The sequence below is a fragment of the Streptomyces sp. NPDC127197 genome (genome assembly GCF_042672405.1).
Taxonomy (GTDB): domain Bacteria; phylum Actinomycetota; class Actinomycetes; order Streptomycetales; family Streptomycetaceae; genus Streptomyces; species Streptomyces flavusporus.
The window spans coordinates 41,154-59,077 of the sequence record NZ_JBHXVG010000005.1; the positions used below are offsets into that span (position 1 = coordinate 41,154).

The 17,924-nt window shown below is 71.7% G+C and carries 14 protein-coding genes; 7 read left to right on the forward strand and 7 right to left on the reverse strand.

Annotation, left to right across the window (positions count from 1 at the left end; translation table 11 throughout):
* The first annotated feature begins 320 nt into the window (after nucleotides 1-320).
* On the forward strand, nucleotides 321-1,580 hold the full coding sequence (locus tag ACFVJQ_RS09745) for a phytase (protein WP_385782815.1): 1,260 nt from the start codon (nucleotides 321-323) through the stop codon (nucleotides 1,578-1,580).
* Between the two features lie 308 nt (nucleotides 1,581-1,888).
* On the opposite strand, the gene ACFVJQ_RS09750 is transcribed toward ACFVJQ_RS09745, so the two are convergent.
* From ACFVJQ_RS09750 to ACFVJQ_RS09780, 7 genes are all read right to left on the reverse strand, one after another.
* Nucleotides 1,889-2,068 (reverse strand): hypothetical protein, encoded by a 180-nt coding sequence (locus ACFVJQ_RS09750; RefSeq protein ID WP_385514311.1) that lies wholly within the window; start codon nucleotides 2,066-2,068, stop codon nucleotides 1,889-1,891.
* Nucleotides 2,069-2,611: 543 nt separating this feature from the next.
* Nucleotides 2,612-3,298 carry a response regulator transcription factor gene (locus ACFVJQ_RS09755; protein ID WP_385514310.1) on the reverse strand — a complete coding sequence of 229 codons (687 nt, stop codon included), beginning with the start codon at nucleotides 3,296-3,298 and terminating at the stop codon, nucleotides 2,612-2,614.
* Complete coding sequence (locus ACFVJQ_RS09760; RefSeq protein WP_385782313.1) at nucleotides 3,295-4,776, reverse strand: sensor histidine kinase; 1,482 nt, start codon at nucleotides 4,774-4,776, stop codon at nucleotides 3,295-3,297. Before ACFVJQ_RS09760 ends, ACFVJQ_RS09755 begins: the two co-directional genes overlap by 4 nt.
* Nucleotides 4,763-5,239: a hypothetical protein gene (locus tag ACFVJQ_RS09765; RefSeq protein ID WP_385782316.1), complete on the reverse strand. Its 477-nt coding sequence runs from the start codon at nucleotides 5,237-5,239 to the stop codon at nucleotides 4,763-4,765. Before ACFVJQ_RS09765 ends, ACFVJQ_RS09760 begins: the two co-directional genes overlap by 14 nt.
* Nucleotides 5,240-5,446: 207 nt before the next feature.
* Nucleotides 5,447-6,901, reverse strand: a complete 1,455-nt coding sequence (locus tag ACFVJQ_RS09770; protein ID WP_385782319.1) for a SulP family inorganic anion transporter — start codon at nucleotides 6,899-6,901, stop codon at nucleotides 5,447-5,449.
* A gap of 8 nt (nucleotides 6,902-6,909) precedes the next feature.
* Nucleotides 6,910-7,488, reverse strand: coding sequence for a carbonic anhydrase (locus tag ACFVJQ_RS09775; RefSeq protein ID WP_385782322.1), 579 nt, complete (start codon nucleotides 7,486-7,488; stop codon nucleotides 6,910-6,912).
* Between the two features lie 124 nt (nucleotides 7,489-7,612).
* On the reverse strand, nucleotides 7,613-9,058 hold the full coding sequence (locus ACFVJQ_RS09780) for an alkaline phosphatase PhoX (protein WP_385514305.1): 1,446 nt from the start codon (nucleotides 9,056-9,058) through the stop codon (nucleotides 7,613-7,615).
* 414 nt (nucleotides 9,059-9,472) lie between these two features.
* On the opposite strand from ACFVJQ_RS09780, the gene ACFVJQ_RS09785 reads away from it, so the two are divergent.
* The 6 genes from ACFVJQ_RS09785 to ACFVJQ_RS09810 all read left to right on the forward strand — a co-directional run bounded on the left by ACFVJQ_RS09785 (nucleotide 9,473) and on the right by ACFVJQ_RS09810 (nucleotide 17,732).
* Nucleotides 9,473-11,302 (forward strand): gamma-glutamyltransferase family protein, encoded by a 1,830-nt coding sequence (locus ACFVJQ_RS09785; RefSeq protein WP_385782325.1) that lies wholly within the window; start codon nucleotides 9,473-9,475, stop codon nucleotides 11,300-11,302.
* A 114-nt stretch (nucleotides 11,303-11,416) separates the two neighbouring features.
* On the forward strand, nucleotides 11,417-12,262 hold the full coding sequence (locus ACFVJQ_RS09790; protein ID WP_385514303.1) for an inositol monophosphatase family protein: 846 nt from the start codon (nucleotides 11,417-11,419) through the stop codon (nucleotides 12,260-12,262).
* A gap of 109 nt (nucleotides 12,263-12,371) precedes the next feature.
* Nucleotides 12,372-13,781: a phytoene desaturase family protein gene (locus ACFVJQ_RS09795; protein ID WP_385514302.1), complete on the forward strand. Its 1,410-nt coding sequence runs from the start codon at nucleotides 12,372-12,374 to the stop codon at nucleotides 13,779-13,781.
* The gene (locus ACFVJQ_RS09800; RefSeq protein WP_385782329.1) at nucleotides 13,778-14,287 is read left to right on the forward strand and encodes an O-acetyl-ADP-ribose deacetylase; all 510 of its coding nucleotides are present in this window, start codon (nucleotides 13,778-13,780) and stop codon (nucleotides 14,285-14,287) included. The genes ACFVJQ_RS09795 and ACFVJQ_RS09800 overlap by 4 nt, the downstream gene beginning before the upstream one ends.
* A gap of 146 nt (nucleotides 14,288-14,433) precedes the next feature.
* Nucleotides 14,434-15,957, forward strand: a complete 1,524-nt coding sequence (locus ACFVJQ_RS09805) for an ABC transporter substrate-binding protein (protein ID WP_385782332.1) — start codon at nucleotides 14,434-14,436, stop codon at nucleotides 15,955-15,957.
* A gap of 5 nt (nucleotides 15,958-15,962) precedes the next feature.
* Nucleotides 15,963-17,732, forward strand: a complete 1,770-nt coding sequence (locus ACFVJQ_RS09810) for an ABC transporter permease subunit (protein WP_385514299.1) — start codon at nucleotides 15,963-15,965, stop codon at nucleotides 17,730-17,732.
* The last annotated feature ends 192 nt before the right edge of the window (nucleotides 17,733-17,924 follow it).

A 17,924-nucleotide genomic window follows, 5' to 3' on the forward strand; every position in this document is an offset into this window, starting at 1 on the left:
CGAATCCTTCATCCGATTCCCAACGGAAAGTGAGCATCGGGAGAACCTCTTTCCGGCCACCGGCCACCGGCCGCAGACCGCGGGCCAGGGGTGCGCCACGGTCGAGGCGCGCTCCGATTCCTCACCATCAAGGCATGGACGCGTCATCCGACAGCGGTAAGCGCTTCACCTTCGAAGCTGAGGATCTTGACGGGCCCGACGCAGGGATCACATCGATCACATGCCATGCGTTGCCCCACCGGGTCTCGTCCGCTCTTCCCCTACGTGGAGGTACTGTGCGCAACCTGCGCGGGACACAGCTGGCCGCGATCGTCGCGGCCATGACCGCCGTGGCGGTCCTGCCCACCTCGGCCCAGGCCGACTCCGGGCTTCCGGGCCTGACCGCCACCATCGAGACCCCGGCCCTGTACGGCGACGACGCCGGCGGCAATGCCGACGCCGACGATCCGGCGATCTGGCGCAACGCCGCCGACCCGGACGCCAGCCTGGTGATCGCCACCGCCAAGGAAGGCGGCCTGCGCGTGTACGACCTGGCCGGCAAGGAAGTGCAGTCGATAGCGGCGCCGCCCGCCCCCACCCCCGACGACAAGCCGGGCCGCTTCAACAACGTGGACCTGGTCTCCGGGTTCCCGCTGCCGACGGGCCGCGCCGACGTCGCCGTCGTCACCGATCGGGGCCGCGACCACCTGCGGATCTACCGCATCACGCCGGGCGCCGCCCAGCCGCTGACGGACATCACCGACCCGAACGCCCCGCTGGTCTTCTCCAAGACCCTGGACGAGGTCAACGACCAGACCACCCCCTACGGTCTGGCTACCTGGACGGACAAGTCCACCGGCCGCTCCTACGCCGTCGCGAGCCGGCGCAGCCGCACCCGGCTGGCCCTGCTGGAGCTGAAGGCGACCTCCACCGGCGCAGTCACCTACCAGCAGGTGCGCACCATCGACCTGCCGTCCTCCTTCACCCTCCCCAACGGCCGGTCCTGGACTCCCTGCGCCGACCCCGGTGACCTTCCGCAGGTCGAGGGCATGGTCGTGGACCCGGTGAACAACGTGCTCTACGCCGGCCAGGAGGACGTCGGCATCTGGCGGATGCCCGCCGACCTCGGCGGCAAGCCGAAGATGATCGACAAGGTGCGGGAGTACGGCGTCCCCGCCACGTACGACGAGGCGACCGAGGAGTGCGTCGCGGGCGCGGACCCCGGCTACGGCGGCACGCACCTGTCCGCCGACGTCGAGGGCCTGACCATCCTCGACGAGGGCGCGGGTGACGGTTACCTGCTCGCCTCCAGCCAGGGCGACAACACCTTCGCCGCGTACGACCGCGAGGTGGCCGACAACAACGAGTACGAGAGCGGTTTCCGGATCACCGCCGGCACCGTCGACGGCTCCGAGGAGTGCGACGGCGCCGCGGTGCTGAACGCCCCCCTGGGCTCCCGCTACCCCAACGGCCTGCTCGTGGTGCAGGACGGGCACAACACCCCGGACGAGACGGACGCGAACGGTGAGGTCCGGGACAACACCGACTTCAAGTTCGTCGACCTGGCCAAGGTCACGAACGCGCTGGACGGGGACGACTGACGCCACATCACTCGGTATGCGCGGTGGCCCGGTCGCTCCCGGCACCGGGTCGTAGCACACAATGATCAACATACGCCTCCGCCGGATCCGACGGAGGCGTACCCATGCATGCGCGCCTTCCCGCACGAACCGAGGCGGAATCGCTGAGGTCCGGGAGGGAACCGGAAGGCTCAGGGGCCGGACCCATCCGGTGACCGTGCACGGGGTCCGGGGCGGGCAGGTGCCTCGGTAGCCTGGGGAAGTGACGCCGTGCGCGCTTCCCGGGCGGCCTCGGGGCGCCGGGAATCGGTCCCCGCGTGCAGCTGACGTCACCGGGCGCAGCCGACGTCCAGCACTTCGATCACGTCACCATGGGTGGTGTAGACGAGCCAGCACCATTCACCGAACGCCGCGGCCAGCTCCGGATCCTGTGGATTCGGAGCCTGGGCCACAGCCGTGATGAGCGCGATGATCTCCTGATGCGCGCCGTCCGGGACGTCGAACAGCACGGTGGCAGCCTGTCGGATCAGTTCGACTCTCATTTCGACCCCCGCGGACGGCAGGAGCAGCACGGCATGGAACCGGGTGCTCCATCCGGGCCTGTGGACGACTACACCCCGAGTCCCCCGAATGCGGTGATTCCACCACGTCCCCGCCCATGCGGGGGCTCACCTGCCCCCGCTTGCTCCCGGCGGGGCGCGGCCGTGTGCCGGCACCACGCGGCCGGAGCCGATTTCCCCCCGGCCCCGAGCATGGGCTGTGGCTGCGCTTCCGTGCAGCCTCGCGACCGGCAGTCCGGCTCAGTGTCGTCTGCACCTCCGGCAGGCTCGCCCGCAGGCGCCCCATCTCCGCACGGACCCACCCCGCCCGGTGCCGGTCCGCGACAGGATCGAGGGCGAGCTGGGCCGCCGTGCGGCCGTCGGGATGGGTGGCGAGGGTGACCAGCAACCATGCGCCGCGCGGGGTCAGTTCTGCCTCCGGGGACTGGGCGCCGGCGTGACGCCAGCGAGTAGCCCGCCAGGGTCGGGCAGATCCCTGCCGCCTTGCCCCCGTCACGCGAGTTCGTCGCCCCCCAGCCGGTAGCCCTGCCCCCGCACCGTGGTGATCCTGGACGCGCCCAGCTTGCGGCGGAGATAACGGACGTACACGTCGACGATGTTGGAGCCCTCGGTCGCCTCGTATCCCCAGACGTCGGAGAGCAGGTCCTCCCGGCTGAGCACGCTGCCCGCGTTGCGCATGAGGTGTTCCAGCAGGGCGGCCTCTCGGGCACTGAGCTGGAGGATCCGGCCGTCGACATAGGCCTGGCGGGTGCGGGTCTCCAGGGCGATTCCGGCACGGCGCAGGACGGAGCTGTCGGTCTCGCGCAGACGCAGGCGCAGCCGGACCCGGGCGAGGAGTTCCTCGAAGCTGAAGGGTTTGGTCATGTAGTCGTCGGCGCCGCCCTCCAGACCGTGCACGGTGTCGGCGACGGTGTCCCGGGCCGTGAGGATGATGACCGGGAGGGCACTGGATGCCGCGCGGAGGCGGGTGACCACGGTGAAGCCGTCCTCGCCGGGCAGCCCGATGTCCAGGATCATCAGGTCGAACCTGCCCGACATGGCAGCGCGCCGAGCCGTCTCCCCGTCGGTGACGACGGTGGTGCGGAAGCCGTGGGTGGTGAAGCGTTCCGACAGGTAGGAGGCTATGTGAGCCTCGTCCTCGGCGATCAGGAGGCGGCGGGGCTGTCTGCTCTGGCTCATGATTTCCCGAGGCCGCCGTTCAGGGCGTGCGTGACGTAGGGGATGAGCAGGGTGAAGGTCGCGCCTTGGCCCGGAGCGCTGTCCACCTGGATCTCGCCGTGGTGCGCCTCGGCTATGGCCTTGACGATGGCGAGTCCGAGGCCCGCTCCGGTCCTGCCCCGGCTCTCCTCGGCACGCGCGAACCGTTCGAAGATGCGTTGCTGGTCCGCGAGCCGGATGCCGGGGCCGGAGTCCTTGACCCACAGTTCCACCCTGTCGGCTCCGGCCCGTCCGCCGATCCAGATCCGGCCGTGCTCCTCGGTGTGCTGAGCGGCGTTCTGGGCGAGTTGGATCATGGCCTGGGTGAGGAGCTGACGGTCGGCGTGGAGGGTGTCGCGGTGGGGGTTCTCCCCGAAGTCGAGGAGCCAGCGGCGTTCGGCCAGCGCGGCGGCCTTCACGTACACCTCCTCGATCAGTTCGGAGAGGCTGAGGTCCTCGGGGCGCAGGGCGTCCGGGCGGCGTGCCTTGGCCAGCATGAGGAGTTCCTCCGACATGCGGTGCATGCGGTGTAGTTCGTCGGTGATGACCGCCACCGTCCGGGCGCGGCCGGCCGGGTCGTCGGGGAGCGTCTCCAACTGGCTGAGGACGATGGTGATGGGGGTGCGCAGTTCGTGGCCCACGTCGTTCATGAACTGGCGCTTGGTGGAGAAGGCGTCGTCCAGGCGCTCCAGCATGTCGTTGAAGGTGCTTGCCAGTTGGCCGATCTCGTCCCTGTCCTGGACGGGGATGCGGCGGGTGATGTCCGACTCGTGGATCGAGCGGGCGGTGTCCCGCAGGAGCCGCAGCGGCGCGACGATACGGCTGGCGAAGATCCAGCCGACGCAGGCGGAGAGCAGCAAGGCGCCGAAGCCGAGATAGATCTGGATGCGGATCGAGTCGTAGATGTGGTCGCGTTCCTGCTGGGTGAAGGTGGCGATGACGAGCACGCCCCGCGTGGAGTCGCCCGCCACCGTCACGGGCACGGCCACGAACCGCACGGAGCCCGCCGCGCTCTTCGCGTCGCCGTAGGAGGGTGAGCGGACCTCGGCGGCCCGCCGCATCAGTGCGCGATCGGTGTCCAGGCGGGTCGGCGGCTCCTCGGCGGAGCGCCGGTAGGGATCGCCGTCGACCAGGGTGATCAGCGTCTGGCCGTGCTCCGGTATGTACCCCTGCAGGTAGGAGACGAAGAGCGCGCGGACCCCGCCGGGGACCGGCCCGGAACCGGCTGCGGTTCCGGTCGCGAAGGAGCGGAACGCCTGGATGTCGTGGGCGAGTTCGCGGTCGACGCGCTCGTTCAGGCGAGCCGTGAGGATGAACGATTCCGCACCGGTGAGGCTCGCCAGGGTGAGCCCGACCAGCACCAGCATCCGCCCGAGCAGGCGCACGCGGATCGACCGGAGCGGGTGGCGCCCGGGCGGGCCGGCGGCCTGCTTCGGGGGCGCGGGCTCAGCCGTCCTCACCGGTGTCCTCGTCGTCTCCGTCGTCGTCGCCTGCCGGTGTGCTCGGCGTCCCGTGGGTGGCTGATGTCGCGGGGCTGTAGGTGGGCGTCGGATCGTCGTCGGACGCCTCCCCGGCGGGGACGGGGGCCTTCGGTGACACGGGCTGCGCCTCGTCCGTCCGGTCGGGGGCCGTGTCGTCCGGCTGCTCCGCACCGGTGGGGGTGGGGGCCACGGCATCCTCGCCGCCGTACGCGTCGGGGGCCCGTGTCGTCGCGCCGGGGGACGGTGACCGGGTAGGGGTCCGCTCCGTCGCCCGGATGTCCGGGGACGGTACGGAACTGCTCGTGGGGCCGGGTCCGGTGCGGCCGACGACGACGGGTTCCCCGAGATCCGGAGGCGGTGCCTGATGGGCACCGGTGACGGGGATTCCGACGAGCAGAATCGCGCCGGCGGCGAGAGCGGCGAGGCGCTGGCTGCGGGTCACGCGGATACGACCTCCTCGGTGTGGTGGGGCGAGGGTGCGTCATCGGACCCGGTCCGAAGAGGTACCAGCGGAGTCCGGCGGCGGCTTGCTGGGCGCATGACCTGATCTTGAACTTTGTGTGTGAGCGATGCGCCGACTGTGTGCGCGGGGGCGGCACCCAGTACGGACCTGTCGGTGTCCGCGTACGGTGCCGCCCCCGCGTCGCGCTCAGGCGGCCGTGATGACCTTGGCCGATGCGGTGTCGGCCGCTCCGTGCCGCTCGGCCCAGTTCTCCAGGGCGGTACGGCAGGCGTGGTCGAGGTGGTGCACGCGGGACAGGTTCAGTTCGACGGGGCGGTCCTGCGGGATCGCCTCCAGGGCGTCGAGGATCTTCGGCAGCCTGAGGAAGGTCGCGTTGCCGCTCAGGTGGGCCTGCACGGAGCCCGCGCCCTTGTCGACGATCTCCAGCTTGACGTGGGACGCCTCCCAGGCCGTCTTGACCACGGCGAGCGCGAGGCCGATCAGTACGCCCTCGAACATGCTGATCGCGACGATCGACACCGCGGTGACGACGAGGATCACGGCCTCGCCTCGGTGCCCGCGCCACAGTGCGACGAGTCCCTTTACGGGGATGAGCTTGAAGCCCGAGTGGACCAGGACGGCCGCGAGCGCCGGGATGGGGATGACGCCCAGCGCGGCCGGGAGCAGCGCAGCGAACAGCAGCAGCCAGGCGCCGTGCATGATCCGGGAGGCCCTGGTCCGGGCCCCCGCCTGGACGTTGGCGGCGCTGCGCACGATCACCGCGGTCATCGGCAGGGCGCCGAGCAGGCCGCAGACCGTGTTGCCCACGCCCTGGGCCATCAGCTCCTTGTCGTAGTTCGTGCGCGGCCCGTCGTGCAGCCGGTCCACGGCCGCCGCGCTGAACAGGCTCTCCGCGGAGGCGATCAGCGTGAACGCCAGGATGGTGCTCACCACGCCGATCTCCGCCAGCCCCGCGAAGGCGGAAGGCGCGGGCGGCTGGATCACCGAGACGAGCCCTTCCACCGTCACCTTGGTGACGGGCAGCGCGAAGGCCAGGGTGGCGACGGTGGCGAGGGCGACGGCCGCGAGCGGGCCGGGTACGAGGCGTACCTTCTTCGGCAGCTTCGGCCACAGCAGCAGTACGGCGATGGTGCCCGCGCCCAGCAGCAGCGACGCCACGGCCGGGGCGGAGTCCAGCGAGTCGATGAGCATCTCCGGCAGCCCGACGATCTTGTCGATGCCGGACGCCGGAGCCTTGCTGTGGGTCATCGCGTACAGCTGGCCGGCGATGAGCACCAGGCCGATTCCGGCGAGCATGCCCTCGACCACGGCGACGGAGATGGCCCTGAACCAGCGCCCCCAGCGCAGCGCGCCCATGCCGAGCTGCATCAGGCCCGTGGCCAGGACGATCACGCCGAGCGTGGCGAGCCCGTGCGTGTGCACGGCCTCGAAGACCAGCACGGTCAGACCGGCGGCCGGGCCGGACACCTGCAGGCTGCTGCCCGGCAGCATGCCCGTGACCAGACCGCCGACGATGCCGGTGACGATGCCGAGTTCGGCCGGTACCCCGGAGGCGACCGCCACGCCGACGCACAGCGGCAGGGCGACCAGGAACACGACGACGGAGGCGGCGAAGTCCTGCTTGAAGTAAGCGGTGTTCATCGGATGCCTCACAGCGCTTCGAAGGAGTCGGACTCGGCCCGGTACGCCAGCACGCTGCCGGTGTGGACCTCGTAGAACCAGGCGTGGACCCGCAGCCGCTCGTCCCGGAGGCGGGTCTCGACGCACGGGTACGACATCAGCCGGAGCACCTGCCCCAGCACGTGGTGCTGGACCGCTTCGGCGACCTGCGGGTCGTCCGGCGCGCCGGACGGCAGTACGGCGGCGTGGCCGAGCCACTCGCGCACCGCCGGTACGGCCGTCAGATCGTCGCCGCGCACCAGCGCGCCGACCGCGCCGCAGTGGGAGTGGCCGCAGACCACGATGTCGGAGACACCGAGCACCTTGACGGCGTACTCGATCGTCGCGGCCTCGGAGGTGGGACCCGCGTCGTACGGCGGGACGATGTTCCCCGCCGTACGGAGTTCGAAGAGCTCACCGGGGCGGGCACCGGTGATGAGCGAGGGGATGACGCGTGAGTCGGAGCAGGTGATGAAGAGGGCGTACGGCGACTGCCCCGCGGCGAGTCTGCCCAGTTCGGCGCCCTGGGAGTGGGCGAAGGTACGTGCGTGTGCGATGAGGGTTTGCATGTCAGCTTCCTCGTGAGGAGAGGTGCCACTGGCAAGGGGGCGGCAGTGGCGCGCCGTTGAGCCGCTGCCGTCGAACTGGTGGAACCGTGGGGGGCGGAATCGGGGGGAGGGTGAACCGGCGGAACTAGTCGTCGTCGCCGTCGTCGCCCGACCACGGGCCGGTGATGGCGAGGAGGATGCCGGGGTCCTGGATGTTGGCGAACAGCGTCCTGCCGTCCGCGGAGAAGGTGACGCCGGCGAACTCGCTGTACTCCGGCGCCTCCGCCGTGCCGACGTTCAGCTCGTTGCGGGCGATCGGGAAGGTCTGGCCGTCGGCGGTGGCGCCGAAGAGGTGGGAGACGCCCTCGCCGTCCTCGGCGATCACCAGGCCGCCGAACGGGGAGACGGTGATGTTGTCGGGGCCGTCGTAGGCGCCGTCCTGGGTCGGGTCGCTGTTGACGGCCAGCAGGACCCTGAGGGTGATGGTGCTGCTGCGCGGGTCGTAGAACCACACCTGGCCGTCGTGCGGGGTGCCGGGGCTCTCGGTGCGGGCGTAGCTGGAGACGAAGTACGCGCCGCCGTCGCCCCACCACATGCCCTCGAGCTTGCGGGAGCGGGTGATCTCACCGGCCAGGAACTGCTTGCGCACGGACGTGGTGACGGCGTCCCGGTCCGGGACCTTCACCCAGTCCACGCGGTATGCGGTGCCGACCTTCGTCGCGCGGGAGAGGTCGTCGATGTACTGGCCGGCGGCGTCGAAGCACTTGAACGCCTCCAGCACGCCCGCGTCGTCGGCCAGGGCCCGCAGCTTGCCGGGGCCGTGGGTGAAGCCGACCGGCGGAGTCCAGCGGTAGAGCAGGCCGTTGGGCTTGGAGGCGTCCTCCGTGAGGTACAGGTGGCCGCGGTAGGAGTCGACCACGACCGCCTCGTGGGCATAGCGGCCGAGGGCCTTGATCGGCTTGGGGCCGAGGTTGGCCACGCTGCCGTGCGCGGGGTGGACCTCGAAGACGTAGCCGTGGTCCTTGGTCATGCCGTTGACGCCGGCCCTGTCCTCGGTCTCCTCGCAGGTGAGCCAGGTGCCCCACGGGGTGACGCCGCCGGCGCAGTTGGTGGACGTACCGGCGATGGCGACCCATTCGCGCACGGAGTCGTCGGACACCTCCACGACTGTGCAGCCGCCGGCCGCCGCCGGGTCGTAGACCAGGCCGTCCAGATGCGGCACGGGGTGCTCGGCCACGCCCAGCGGGTCGTCGATCTCGTGGTTGTTCACCAGCAGGGTCACGGCGTCGTCGTCATCGTCGCCGCCGGCCGCGAACGCGCCCGTGCCGTCATGGTTGCTCGGAGTGGTCTGGCCGGACTCCAGAGTGGTGACACCGGTGCGGGTCAGGATCCGGTAGGAGAAGCCCTCGGGCAGAGCGAGGATGCCCTTGGGGTCCGGGACCAGCGGGCCATAGCCGACGGCGCCGCCCGTCGCGCCCGTGTCGGCCACGGCTCCGGGCGCCGTGAGCAGCGCCTCCACACTGCCGATGAGCATGACCCCGGCGCCGGCCAGCGCCGATCGGCTCAGCAATTCCCTGCGGTTCAGCGGCATCTCGTCTCCCGAGCGGAGTGGTGAGCGGAATTCGGCCGACCGGTGGAGGCCGACGCTCCGCCATGTTCACCAGCCGGGACGAACCTCAGCGGAAGGCAAGGAGAAGTCATAAATGTGCGGTTCTCATGTTTCTCATCCGCGAGCGATACCTCCGCCTCCGTGCTGACCGGGGGCACAGAGGCGGACGCCAGCGGCGACGGCTCCGTCGGACCCGGTCCTCTATGGCGCGGTTTGCCCCGACGCTGAAGCGACGCCCGTGGCGGTCGTTGGGGCGATATTGCTGCCAGGCAGCGCCTCGGTAGTCTGCTGCCTGATCGAGCCGACCGGAGCCGAGCTCAAACTCCCCAGATTCTCCCCAGAGCGGTCTGGAGTACTGATGGGGCTGGCTGACGCACGCGAACAACTAGGTGAGGGATGCAGTTCACCACCCGACCCACGCTTCAAGGATCCTTCGGCATGGTGTCCTCCACCCACTGGCTGGCCTCGCAGTCGGCGATGGCCGTCCTGGAGGACGGCGGTAACGCCTACGACGCTGCCGTGGCCGGTGCCTTCGTGCTGCATGTCGTCGAGCCGCACCTGAACGGGCCCGCCGGTGAGGTGCCGATCCTGCTCGCCCCGGCCGGCGGCGAGGTGCGGGTGCTGTGCGGGCAGGGCGTGGCGCCGGCCGGAGCGACGGTCGCGCACTACAGGGGACTCGGTTTGGATCTCGTACCCGGTACCGGGCCCCTCGCGGCGGCCGTCCCCGGTGCGTTCGACGCCTGGATGCTCCTGCTCCGCGATCACGGCACCAAGTCCCTCGCCGACGTCCTGAAGTACGCCATCGGATACGCGGAGCACGGGCACGCGCCCGTGGAGCGCGTCGGCGAGACCGTCGAGACCGTGCGCGAGCTGTTCGAGACCGAGTGGACCACGTCCGCGGAGGTGTATCTGCCGGGCGGCCGGGCGCCCCGGCCCGGCGAGCTGCTGCGCAATCCCGCGCTCGCCGCCACCTGGCAGCGGCTGCTCGCCGAGGTCGCCGGGGCGGGGGACCGCGAGGCGCAGATCGAGGCGGCACGGCAGGTGTGGCGCACGGGCTTCATCGCCGAGGCGCTGGTACGGCAGGCACACCGGCCCACCCTGGACACCAGCGGGAAGCACCACACCGGCACCCTCACGGCCGCCGACCTCGCCGGCTGGTCCGCGACCTACGAGGCGCCGGTGACGTACGACTGGAACGGCTGGACCCTGTGCAAGGCCGGCCCCTGGAGCCAGGGCCCGGTCCTCCTTCAGCAGCTCGCACTGCTCCCGCCCGAACTGCCCCCGTACGGCTCCGCGGACTACGTCCACCTGCTGATCGAGGGCTGCAAACTCGCCATGGCCGACCGGGAGGCCTGGTACGGCGACGCGGCCGAGGTGCCGCTCGACGAGCTGCTGTCGGGCGCCTACAACGCGGCACGGCGTGAGCTCGTCGCCGACACGGCGTCGTACGAGCTGCGGCCCGGGAGCCCCGGAGGGCGCACCCCGCGGCTGTGCGCCCACGCGCGCGACGCCGCCACCGGCGTGGCGGGCCTCGGCGCGCCGGGGGCCGGAGAGCCGACGGTCGCCAAGGGCCCGACGGCCCCGGTGCCGGGCGAACCCGACGTCGCCGCCGACGGCGGTACCCGCGGCGACACCTGCCATCTCGACATCGTCGACCGCTGGGGCAACATGGTCGCCGCCACGCCCAGCGGCGGCTGGCTGCAGTCCAACCCCGTCGTGCCCGAACTGGGCTTCCCGCTCGGCACCCGCTTGCAGATGACCTGGCTGGAGGAGGGCCTGCCGAACTCGCTCACCCCGGGGCGCCGGCCCCGCACCACCCTGACGCCGTCCATCGCCCTGCGGGACGGGACGCCGGTCATGGCGTTCGGCACGCCCGGCGGCGACCAGCAGGACCAGTGGCAGCTCCACTTCTTCCTGGCGGTCGCCCTGCGTGCCCCGGTACGCGGCGGCCTCGACCTCCAGGGCGCGATCGACGCGCCGAACTGGCACAACGACAGCTTCCCCGGCTCCTTCTACCCACGCGGGATGCGCCCGGGGAGCGTCACCGTCGAGGCGCGCACGGACCCCGCTGTCGTGGCGGAGCTGCGACGACGCGGCCATGACGTCACGGTCGGTGACGACTGGTCCGAGGGCCGGCTGTGCGCGGTCGCCCGGGACCCGGAGAGCGGCATTCTGTCGGCGGCGGCCAATCCGCGGGGGATGCAGGGGTACGCGGTGGGCCGGTGATGTCCTGAATGTCCCTTGCCCGCGGTGGGGTGCGGCATCGGGAGTTCATGCCGATTCCACCCGGAGTACACCGGGCGGGCGGGGATTGTCAGTGGCGCGTGCTCTCATGGAGGCATGATCGAAGACAGCGAAACCATCGACGAGTTTCTCGCTCGCCACTCGGCCGACGTGGAGGAGGCGGTCCGCAAGGCCGCCGCGGCCGAGATCATGCCGCGTTTCCGTCAGCTGGCCGCCCACGAGGTCGACGAGAAGAGCGGCCCGCACGACCTGGTGACGGACGCCGACCGCCTGGCCGAGCAGTACCTCACCGTGGCGCTCGGCGCGCTCCTGCCCGGCTCCGTGGTCGTCGGCGAGGAGGCGGTGCACGCCAACCCCGCGTCGTACGAGGCGCTACGGGGCGACGCCCCGGTCTGGATCGTCGATCCCGTCGACGGCACTCGTCAGTTCGTGCACGGCGACGACGGCTTCTGCACCCTGGTCACGCTCGCGCAGAGCGGCGTCCTGCTCGCGTCATGGACGTACGCCCCCGCCCGCGACCAACTCGCCACGGCCGTACGGGGACAGGGCGCCTTCCTCGACGGCGAGCGGCTGTTCGCCGGCTCGCCCGCACCCGGACGGGACCTGAGGATCGCCACGTCCCACCCGGACTACACGACGGACGAGCAGAAGCGCGCCCTGCTCGGCCTGTGGACGGACGGCGTCGCACCCCGCGACTGCGGTTCGGCAGGCCTGGAGTATCTCGCCGTCGCCCGCGGCGAGTTGGACGCCACGGCCTTCTCCTGGGAGGCGGCATGGGATCACGCGGCAGGCCTGCTGCTGGTCGAGGAGGCGGGCGGCGCCCACCTGACCCGCACGGGTGAGCCGTTCCGCATCACGGGCGGCAACGCCCTGCCGTTCACCGCGGCCCGCGACGCGGCCACGGCACGCCGGGTGGCGGGGCTGCTGGCGTCGTCGGTCTGAGCCCCGGAGCATGCCGCGGGGCCACCCCGTCGCCGAGCACTGTCAGTCCCCCGGCATATCCTGATCCTCAGTGGCCATCGGCTGACGAAGGGGTCCGAAGGTGCCGTCGATGCTCGATGCGGTCGTGGTGGGTGCGGGGCCGAACGGACTGACCGCTGCCGTGGAGCTGGCCCGCCGCGGGTTCTCCGTGGCCGTCTTCGAGGCCCGGGACACGATCGGCGGGGGAGCGCGCACCGCAGAGCTCACCCTGCCCGGCTTCCGCCACGACCCGTGCTCGGCGGCGCACCCGCTCGGCATCAACTCACCCGCGTTCCGCGCCCTGCCCCTGGACCGCTACGGCCTGGAATGGGTCCACCCCGAGCTGCCCATGGCACACCCCTTCCCCGACGGCACCGCCGCGGTCCTGTCCCGGTCGGTCGGCGAGACGGCCGCCTCCTTCGGCCCGCGCGACGCAGGGGCGTACCGCAGGCTGGTGGCGCCCTTCCTGCCCCACTGGGACACCCTCGCCCGCGACTTCATGTCCCTGCCGCTCACCGCGCTGCCCCGCGACCCGGTGACCCTCGCCCGGTTCGGCCTGGTCGGGCTTCCCCCGTCCACCTGGCTGATGCGACGCTTCAGCGACGAACGGGCCAAGACCCTCTTCGCCGGTCTCGTCGCCCATGTGATGGCCCCGCTCACCGGCCTCGCCACCGGCGCCATCGGCCTGGTCTTCGCGCTCGCCGCGCACGCCCGGGGCTGGCCCGTGGCCCGTGGCGGCTCCCAGTCCATCTCGGACGCCCTCGCCGCATACCTGAAGGACCTCGGCGGCACGGTCCACACCGACTACGAGGTCAAGCGCCTCGACGACCTGCCGCCCGCCCGGGCGTACGTCTTCGACACCTCACCCACCGCCCTGGCCCGCATCGCGGGCTTCGGCCGCTACTACGAGGGCTACCGGTACGGCCCCGGCGTCTTCAAGGTCGACTACGCCCTGGACGGCCCGGTGCCGTGGACCGCCGAGGAGCCACGCAGCGCCGGAACCGTGCAGATCGGCGCCGACAGCGGGGAGATCGGCACCGCGCTGCGCGCTGCCTCGCGCGAGGGCCGTGCGCCCGACCGGCCGTTCCTCATCACCGTGCAGCCCAGCGTCGCCGACCCCACCCGCGCACCGGCAGACCGGCATGTCTTCTGGGCATACGGCCATGTCCCCAGCGGCTGGACCGGCGACCTCACCGACGCCATAGAACGCCAGCTGGAGCGCTTCGCCCCGGGATTCCGCGACCGCGTCCTCGCCCGCGCCACCGCCGGCCCGCCCGAACTCGCCGCCCACAACGCCAACTACGTCGGCGGCGACATCGCCTCCGGCGCGGTGTCCGGACTCCAGACGCTGCTGCGCCCCAGGCTGTCCCTGTTCCCGTACAGCACCCCGCATCCGGCCGTCTTCATCTGCTCCTCGGCCACCCCGCCGGGACCCGGCGTGCACGGCATGTCCGGGCACAACGCCGCGAAGGCCGTCTGGAAGAGACTGAGGCAGACATGACCACCATCAGGCTGGTCCAGGGCGACATCACCCGGGAGAGCGCCGACGCGATCGTCAACGCGGCCAACTCCTCGCTGCTCGGCGGCGGAGGAGTGGACGGCGCCATCCACCGGCGCGGCGGCCCGGCGATCCTCGAGGAGTGCCGGGCGCTCCGCGCCTCCCGGTACGGCAAGGGCCTGCCCACGGGCCAGGCGGTCGCCACCACCGCAGGGGATCTGAACGCACGCTGGGTGATCCACACGGTCGGCCCGGTCCACTCCGAGCAGGAGGACCGCTCGGCCCTCCTCGCCTCCTGCTACCGCGAGTCCCTGCGCGTGGCCGACGAGTTGGGCGCCCGCACCGTCGCGTTCCCGGCCGTGTCCGTCGGCATCTACGGGTGGCCGATGGACGACGCCGCCCGTATCGCCGTACAGACCGTGCGGGAGACGGACACGGCCGTCGAGGAAGTCATCTTCGTCCTCTTCGACGAGCGGGCGTACGAGGCGTTCGCCCGAGAGGTCCGCTGACCGGCAGTCCGGTCATGATCTCAGTGGTTGAGATTTCACCTACCCGCGTGAAGTCGGGTAAGGCTTGCCTTATATGCTGACGCGGCCCCCGGCACCGCACCCGTGCGCCGGGGCGTGACCGTCTCTCCCGCACGACAGGAACACCCATGCGCACGACCTCCCGTGGCCTCTTCGCGGCGCTTGCTCTCACCCCGTTGCTGGCCGGCTGCTTCGTGTCGGGCGAGGACGGCGCCGGTTCGGACGCCGGAGCGGGATCGGCCGGTCGGCTGAAGGTCGCCCTCGCGGTGCCGCCGGTGCAGGCCCTGTCCCCGTACAGCAACGACGCCACCGTGCTGAGCAAGCTCTCCGTGGCCGAAGGCCTCACGGCGCTGGACGAGGACGGAGCCGCCGCGCCCGCGCTCGCGAAGTCCTGGACGCAGGTGAACAGCACCACCTGGACGTTCGAGCTGCGCAAGGCCACCTTCCAGGACGGCACCGGCGTCACCGCCGAGTCCGTCGTCAACGCGCTGGACCACGCCAACGCGGCCGAGACCAAGCCCCGCGTCCTCAGCGACGTGACACTGACCGCCCGGGCCGAGGACGCCGACACCGTCACCATCAGCACCAAGGCCGCCGACCCCGTGCTCCCGCTGCGGCTCGCCAGCCCCGCGCTGGGCATCCTCTCCCCGAAGGCATACGCGAAGGACGGCACCGTCAGCCCGGTCGGCACCGGAACCGGCCCGTTCGAGATCACGAAGCTCACCGGGAAGACCAAGGCCACGCTCGACCGCTTCGACGGGTACTGGGGCGGCAAGGCCGAGGCATCCGGCATCGACGTGACCTGGATCGCCGACGGCACCGCCCGCGCCAACGCCCTGCGCAGCGGTGACGTCGACATCGCCGAGTGGATACCCACCGCCCAGGCGGAGCTGCTGGACGAGGACACCCGCCACGAAGTGCCCTCCGTACGGACCGACAGTCTCGTGCTCAACACCGGCAGCGGCATCTTCACCGACGGGACGCTGCGCGCGGCCGCCCGCGAGGCCGTGGACGGGTCCGCCCTCGTCGACTCCGTCTTCGGCGGGTACGCCGATCCCGCGCAGGGCCTGTTCGGGCCCGCCGTCTCCTGGGCGGCCGACAACCGCGTGGACGTGACCGGCCGCGCCGAGGCCGCGACCACCGCCCAGGTCAAGACGAAGACCAAGGGCAAGACCCTGCGCCTCGCCACCTACACCAACCGCGCGGAACTGCCCGAGGCCGCGACCGTCCTCCAACAGCAGCTGGAGAAGGCCGGGTTCACCGTGAAACAGGACGTCCGCGAGTACACGCAGATGGAGGCCGACCTCCTCGCCGGGAAGTACGACGCGCTCGTCTTCTCCCGGGTGACCCTGCTCGACACCGGTGACGCGGTCGCGTACCTCGCGAGCGACTACACCTCCGACGGCGTCTACAACATCGCGGGCCTGAAGGACGCGCCGGTCGACCAGGCCATCGAGGCCGCCGCCGAGGAGGACGACACGGCGCAGCGGCAGCAGAAGATCATGAAGGCCGAGGCGGAGATCCTGCGCACCGACGCCGTCGTGCCGCTGGTCCACGAGAAGGTCGTGCAGGGCATCGGCAGCGATGTCGAGGGCGTGCTCCTCGACCCCCGCGAGCGCTCGCTGGTCGACATCGACACCCGCGTGAAGTAGCAGCGATGAGTGCCGTGTCGGTCGGTGCCGACTCCCGCTCGACCCGCTGGCGCGCGGGAGCTGGCCGTGTCGTCGCCGGGGCCGCCCTGCTGGCGGCCGTCTCCCTGCTGCCCTGGCTGTCCGGGACCGACCCCGCACTGACGGTCCTGCGGGCCCGCTCCGCCGACCAGGATCCGACCCCCGGGCAGCTGGCCGCCGTACGGGAACAACTGGGCCTGGACGAGGGGCCGTTCGCGCACCTCGCACACTGGCTGGGCGGACTGCCGCGCGGCGACGCGGGCACCTCCTGGGTGTCGGGCGAGGCGGTCCTGCCCCAGGTGACGGCCGCCTTCGCGGTCTCCGTCACGCTGATGCTCGGGGCGCTCGTGGTCACCGTCGCGGTGGCCGCGCTGCTCAGCGCCCGCACCCTCCGTCTCGGATCCCGCCGACGGCTGCGCCAGGGGCGGGCGGGCACCGGGGCCGCCGTCCTCGCCGCGCTGCCCAAGTTCCTGCTCGCCTCGCTGCTCGCCACCGTGTTCGGGGTGTGGCTGGGCTGGTTCCCGTCCAGCGGTTGGGAGGGACCGCAGGCGATGGTGCTGCCGGCGCTCGCCCTCGGTGTGCCGTCCGGGGCGATGATCGGCGGTCTGCTCGACCAGTCGCTGCCCGCCGCCTTCCACGAGCCGTGGGCAAGGACCTGGCACGCTTTCGGGTACGCGCCGGGCCGCATCGCCCGGCACGCGCTGCGCCGCACACTGTCCGGTGTGCTCCCGCAGCTCCTGCCGACCGTCGTGGCCCTGGTCGGCGGCGCGGTCGCCGTGGAGAAGATCTTCAACATTCCGGGGCTCGGCCGACTGGCCCTGGACTCCGCCGTGGCCCAGGATCTCCCGCCGTTGCAGACCGCAACCCTGGTCCTCGTCCTGCTGGGCGTCGCCGCCGGCCTGCTCGTCCAGGCCCTGCGGCGCGCTCTCCTCGGCCCCGCCCTGCGCGACGGCGCCCTGCCCGCTCTGCATCCGCCCGCCCTTCCGCGGCGCCGCTCCCAGTGGTGGGTCGCCGGATTCTGCGCCGTCGCCCTGCTCACCCTCGTCGTGACGGGGCTGCTGCGTGATCCTCTGCACGTGGACACGGTGGCCCGACTGTTGCCGCCCTCGGCCGCGCACCCCTTGGGTACGGATTCGCTCGGCCGTGATCTGCTGGCCCGCCTGGGCCACGGCGCGGTGCGCACGGCGGGCGTGGCCCTGGCGGTGACGGCGATCTGCACCCTCACCGGACTGCTGCTCGGTATGGCGGCGCAGGTGAGCGCGGGCCTGACGGAGGTGGTGTCGACGCTGCCGGCCGTCCTCGCCGGACTGCTGACGACGGCGGTGACCGGACCGTCGGTGTGGGGTGCGGCGCTCGCGGTGTGCCTGGTCGGCTGGAGCCCCTACGCCGCCCAGACCGCGGCGCTGCTCGAACAGGAACGGGCGAGCGGGCACATGCTGGCGTCGCTGTCGTTCGGCGCCGGACCGACGTATGTGCTGCGCCACCACTACCTGCCCGCGGTACTGCCCGCCGTCCTGCGCAACGCGCTGCTGCGGCTGCCCACCACGGTCCTTGTCCTGGCCTCCCTCGGCTTCCTCGGCCTGGGCGAGCAGCCGCCCACGCCGGAGTGGGGCCGCCTGCTGTCGGAGAACCAGCCGTACGTGGAACTGGCCCCCTGGACCGTACTCGGCCCGGCCGGTGCGCTCGTCCTGCTCTCCGTACTCGCCGTGTCGGGCACGGCGCTGGGACGGGGCGGGAAGCGGCGCGTGCGCCCATAACAGCCGAAGGAACCCCACCAGTCGATCACCCCTCCATCAGGAACACACAAACTCCGACGGGGTAATTGCTTCGGTTGTGTTCGAAGTTCTAGGGTGAGCCGAGATGCAGCAGCCGACTCCGTCATCACGAGCCGCGATCCGTAACGCCGTCAACTGCTGTTTCAACACCGTGAGTTCACGTGAGTTGAGCCG

Bases quoted from the DNA above. Each gene is read 5' to 3' on its own strand.
- ACFVJQ_RS09800 (WP_385782329.1), top strand. From the start codon at position 13,778: ATGACCACCATCAGGCTGGTCCAGGGCGACATCACCCGGGAGAGCGCC.
- ACFVJQ_RS09795 (WP_385514302.1), top strand. From the start codon at position 12,372: ATGCTCGATGCGGTCGTGGTGGGTGCGGGGCCGAACGGACTGACCGCT.
- ACFVJQ_RS09770 (WP_385782319.1), bottom strand. From the start codon at position 6,901: ATGAACACCGCTTACTTCAAGCAGGACTTCGCCGCCTCCGTCGTCGTG.
- ACFVJQ_RS09810 (WP_385514299.1), top strand. From the start codon at position 15,963: ATGAGTGCCGTGTCGGTCGGTGCCGACTCCCGCTCGACCCGCTGGCGC.
- ACFVJQ_RS09775 (WP_385782322.1), bottom strand. From the start codon at position 7,488: ATGCAAACCCTCATCGCACACGCACGTACCTTCGCCCACTCCCAGGGC.
- ACFVJQ_RS09790 (WP_385514303.1), top strand. From the start codon at position 11,417: ATGATCGAAGACAGCGAAACCATCGACGAGTTTCTCGCTCGCCACTCG.
- ACFVJQ_RS09755 (WP_385514310.1), bottom strand. From the start codon at position 3,298: ATGAGCCAGAGCAGACAGCCCCGCCGCCTCCTGATCGCCGAGGACGAG.
- ACFVJQ_RS09805 (WP_385782332.1), top strand. From the start codon at position 14,434: ATGCGCACGACCTCCCGTGGCCTCTTCGCGGCGCTTGCTCTCACCCCG.
- ACFVJQ_RS09785 (WP_385782325.1), top strand. From the start codon at position 9,473: ATGCAGTTCACCACCCGACCCACGCTTCAAGGATCCTTCGGCATGGTG.
- ACFVJQ_RS09780 (WP_385514305.1), bottom strand. From the start codon at position 9,058: ATGCCGCTGAACCGCAGGGAATTGCTGAGCCGATCGGCGCTGGCCGGC.
- ACFVJQ_RS09745 (WP_385782815.1), top strand. From the start codon at position 321: ATGACCGCCGTGGCGGTCCTGCCCACCTCGGCCCAGGCCGACTCCGGG.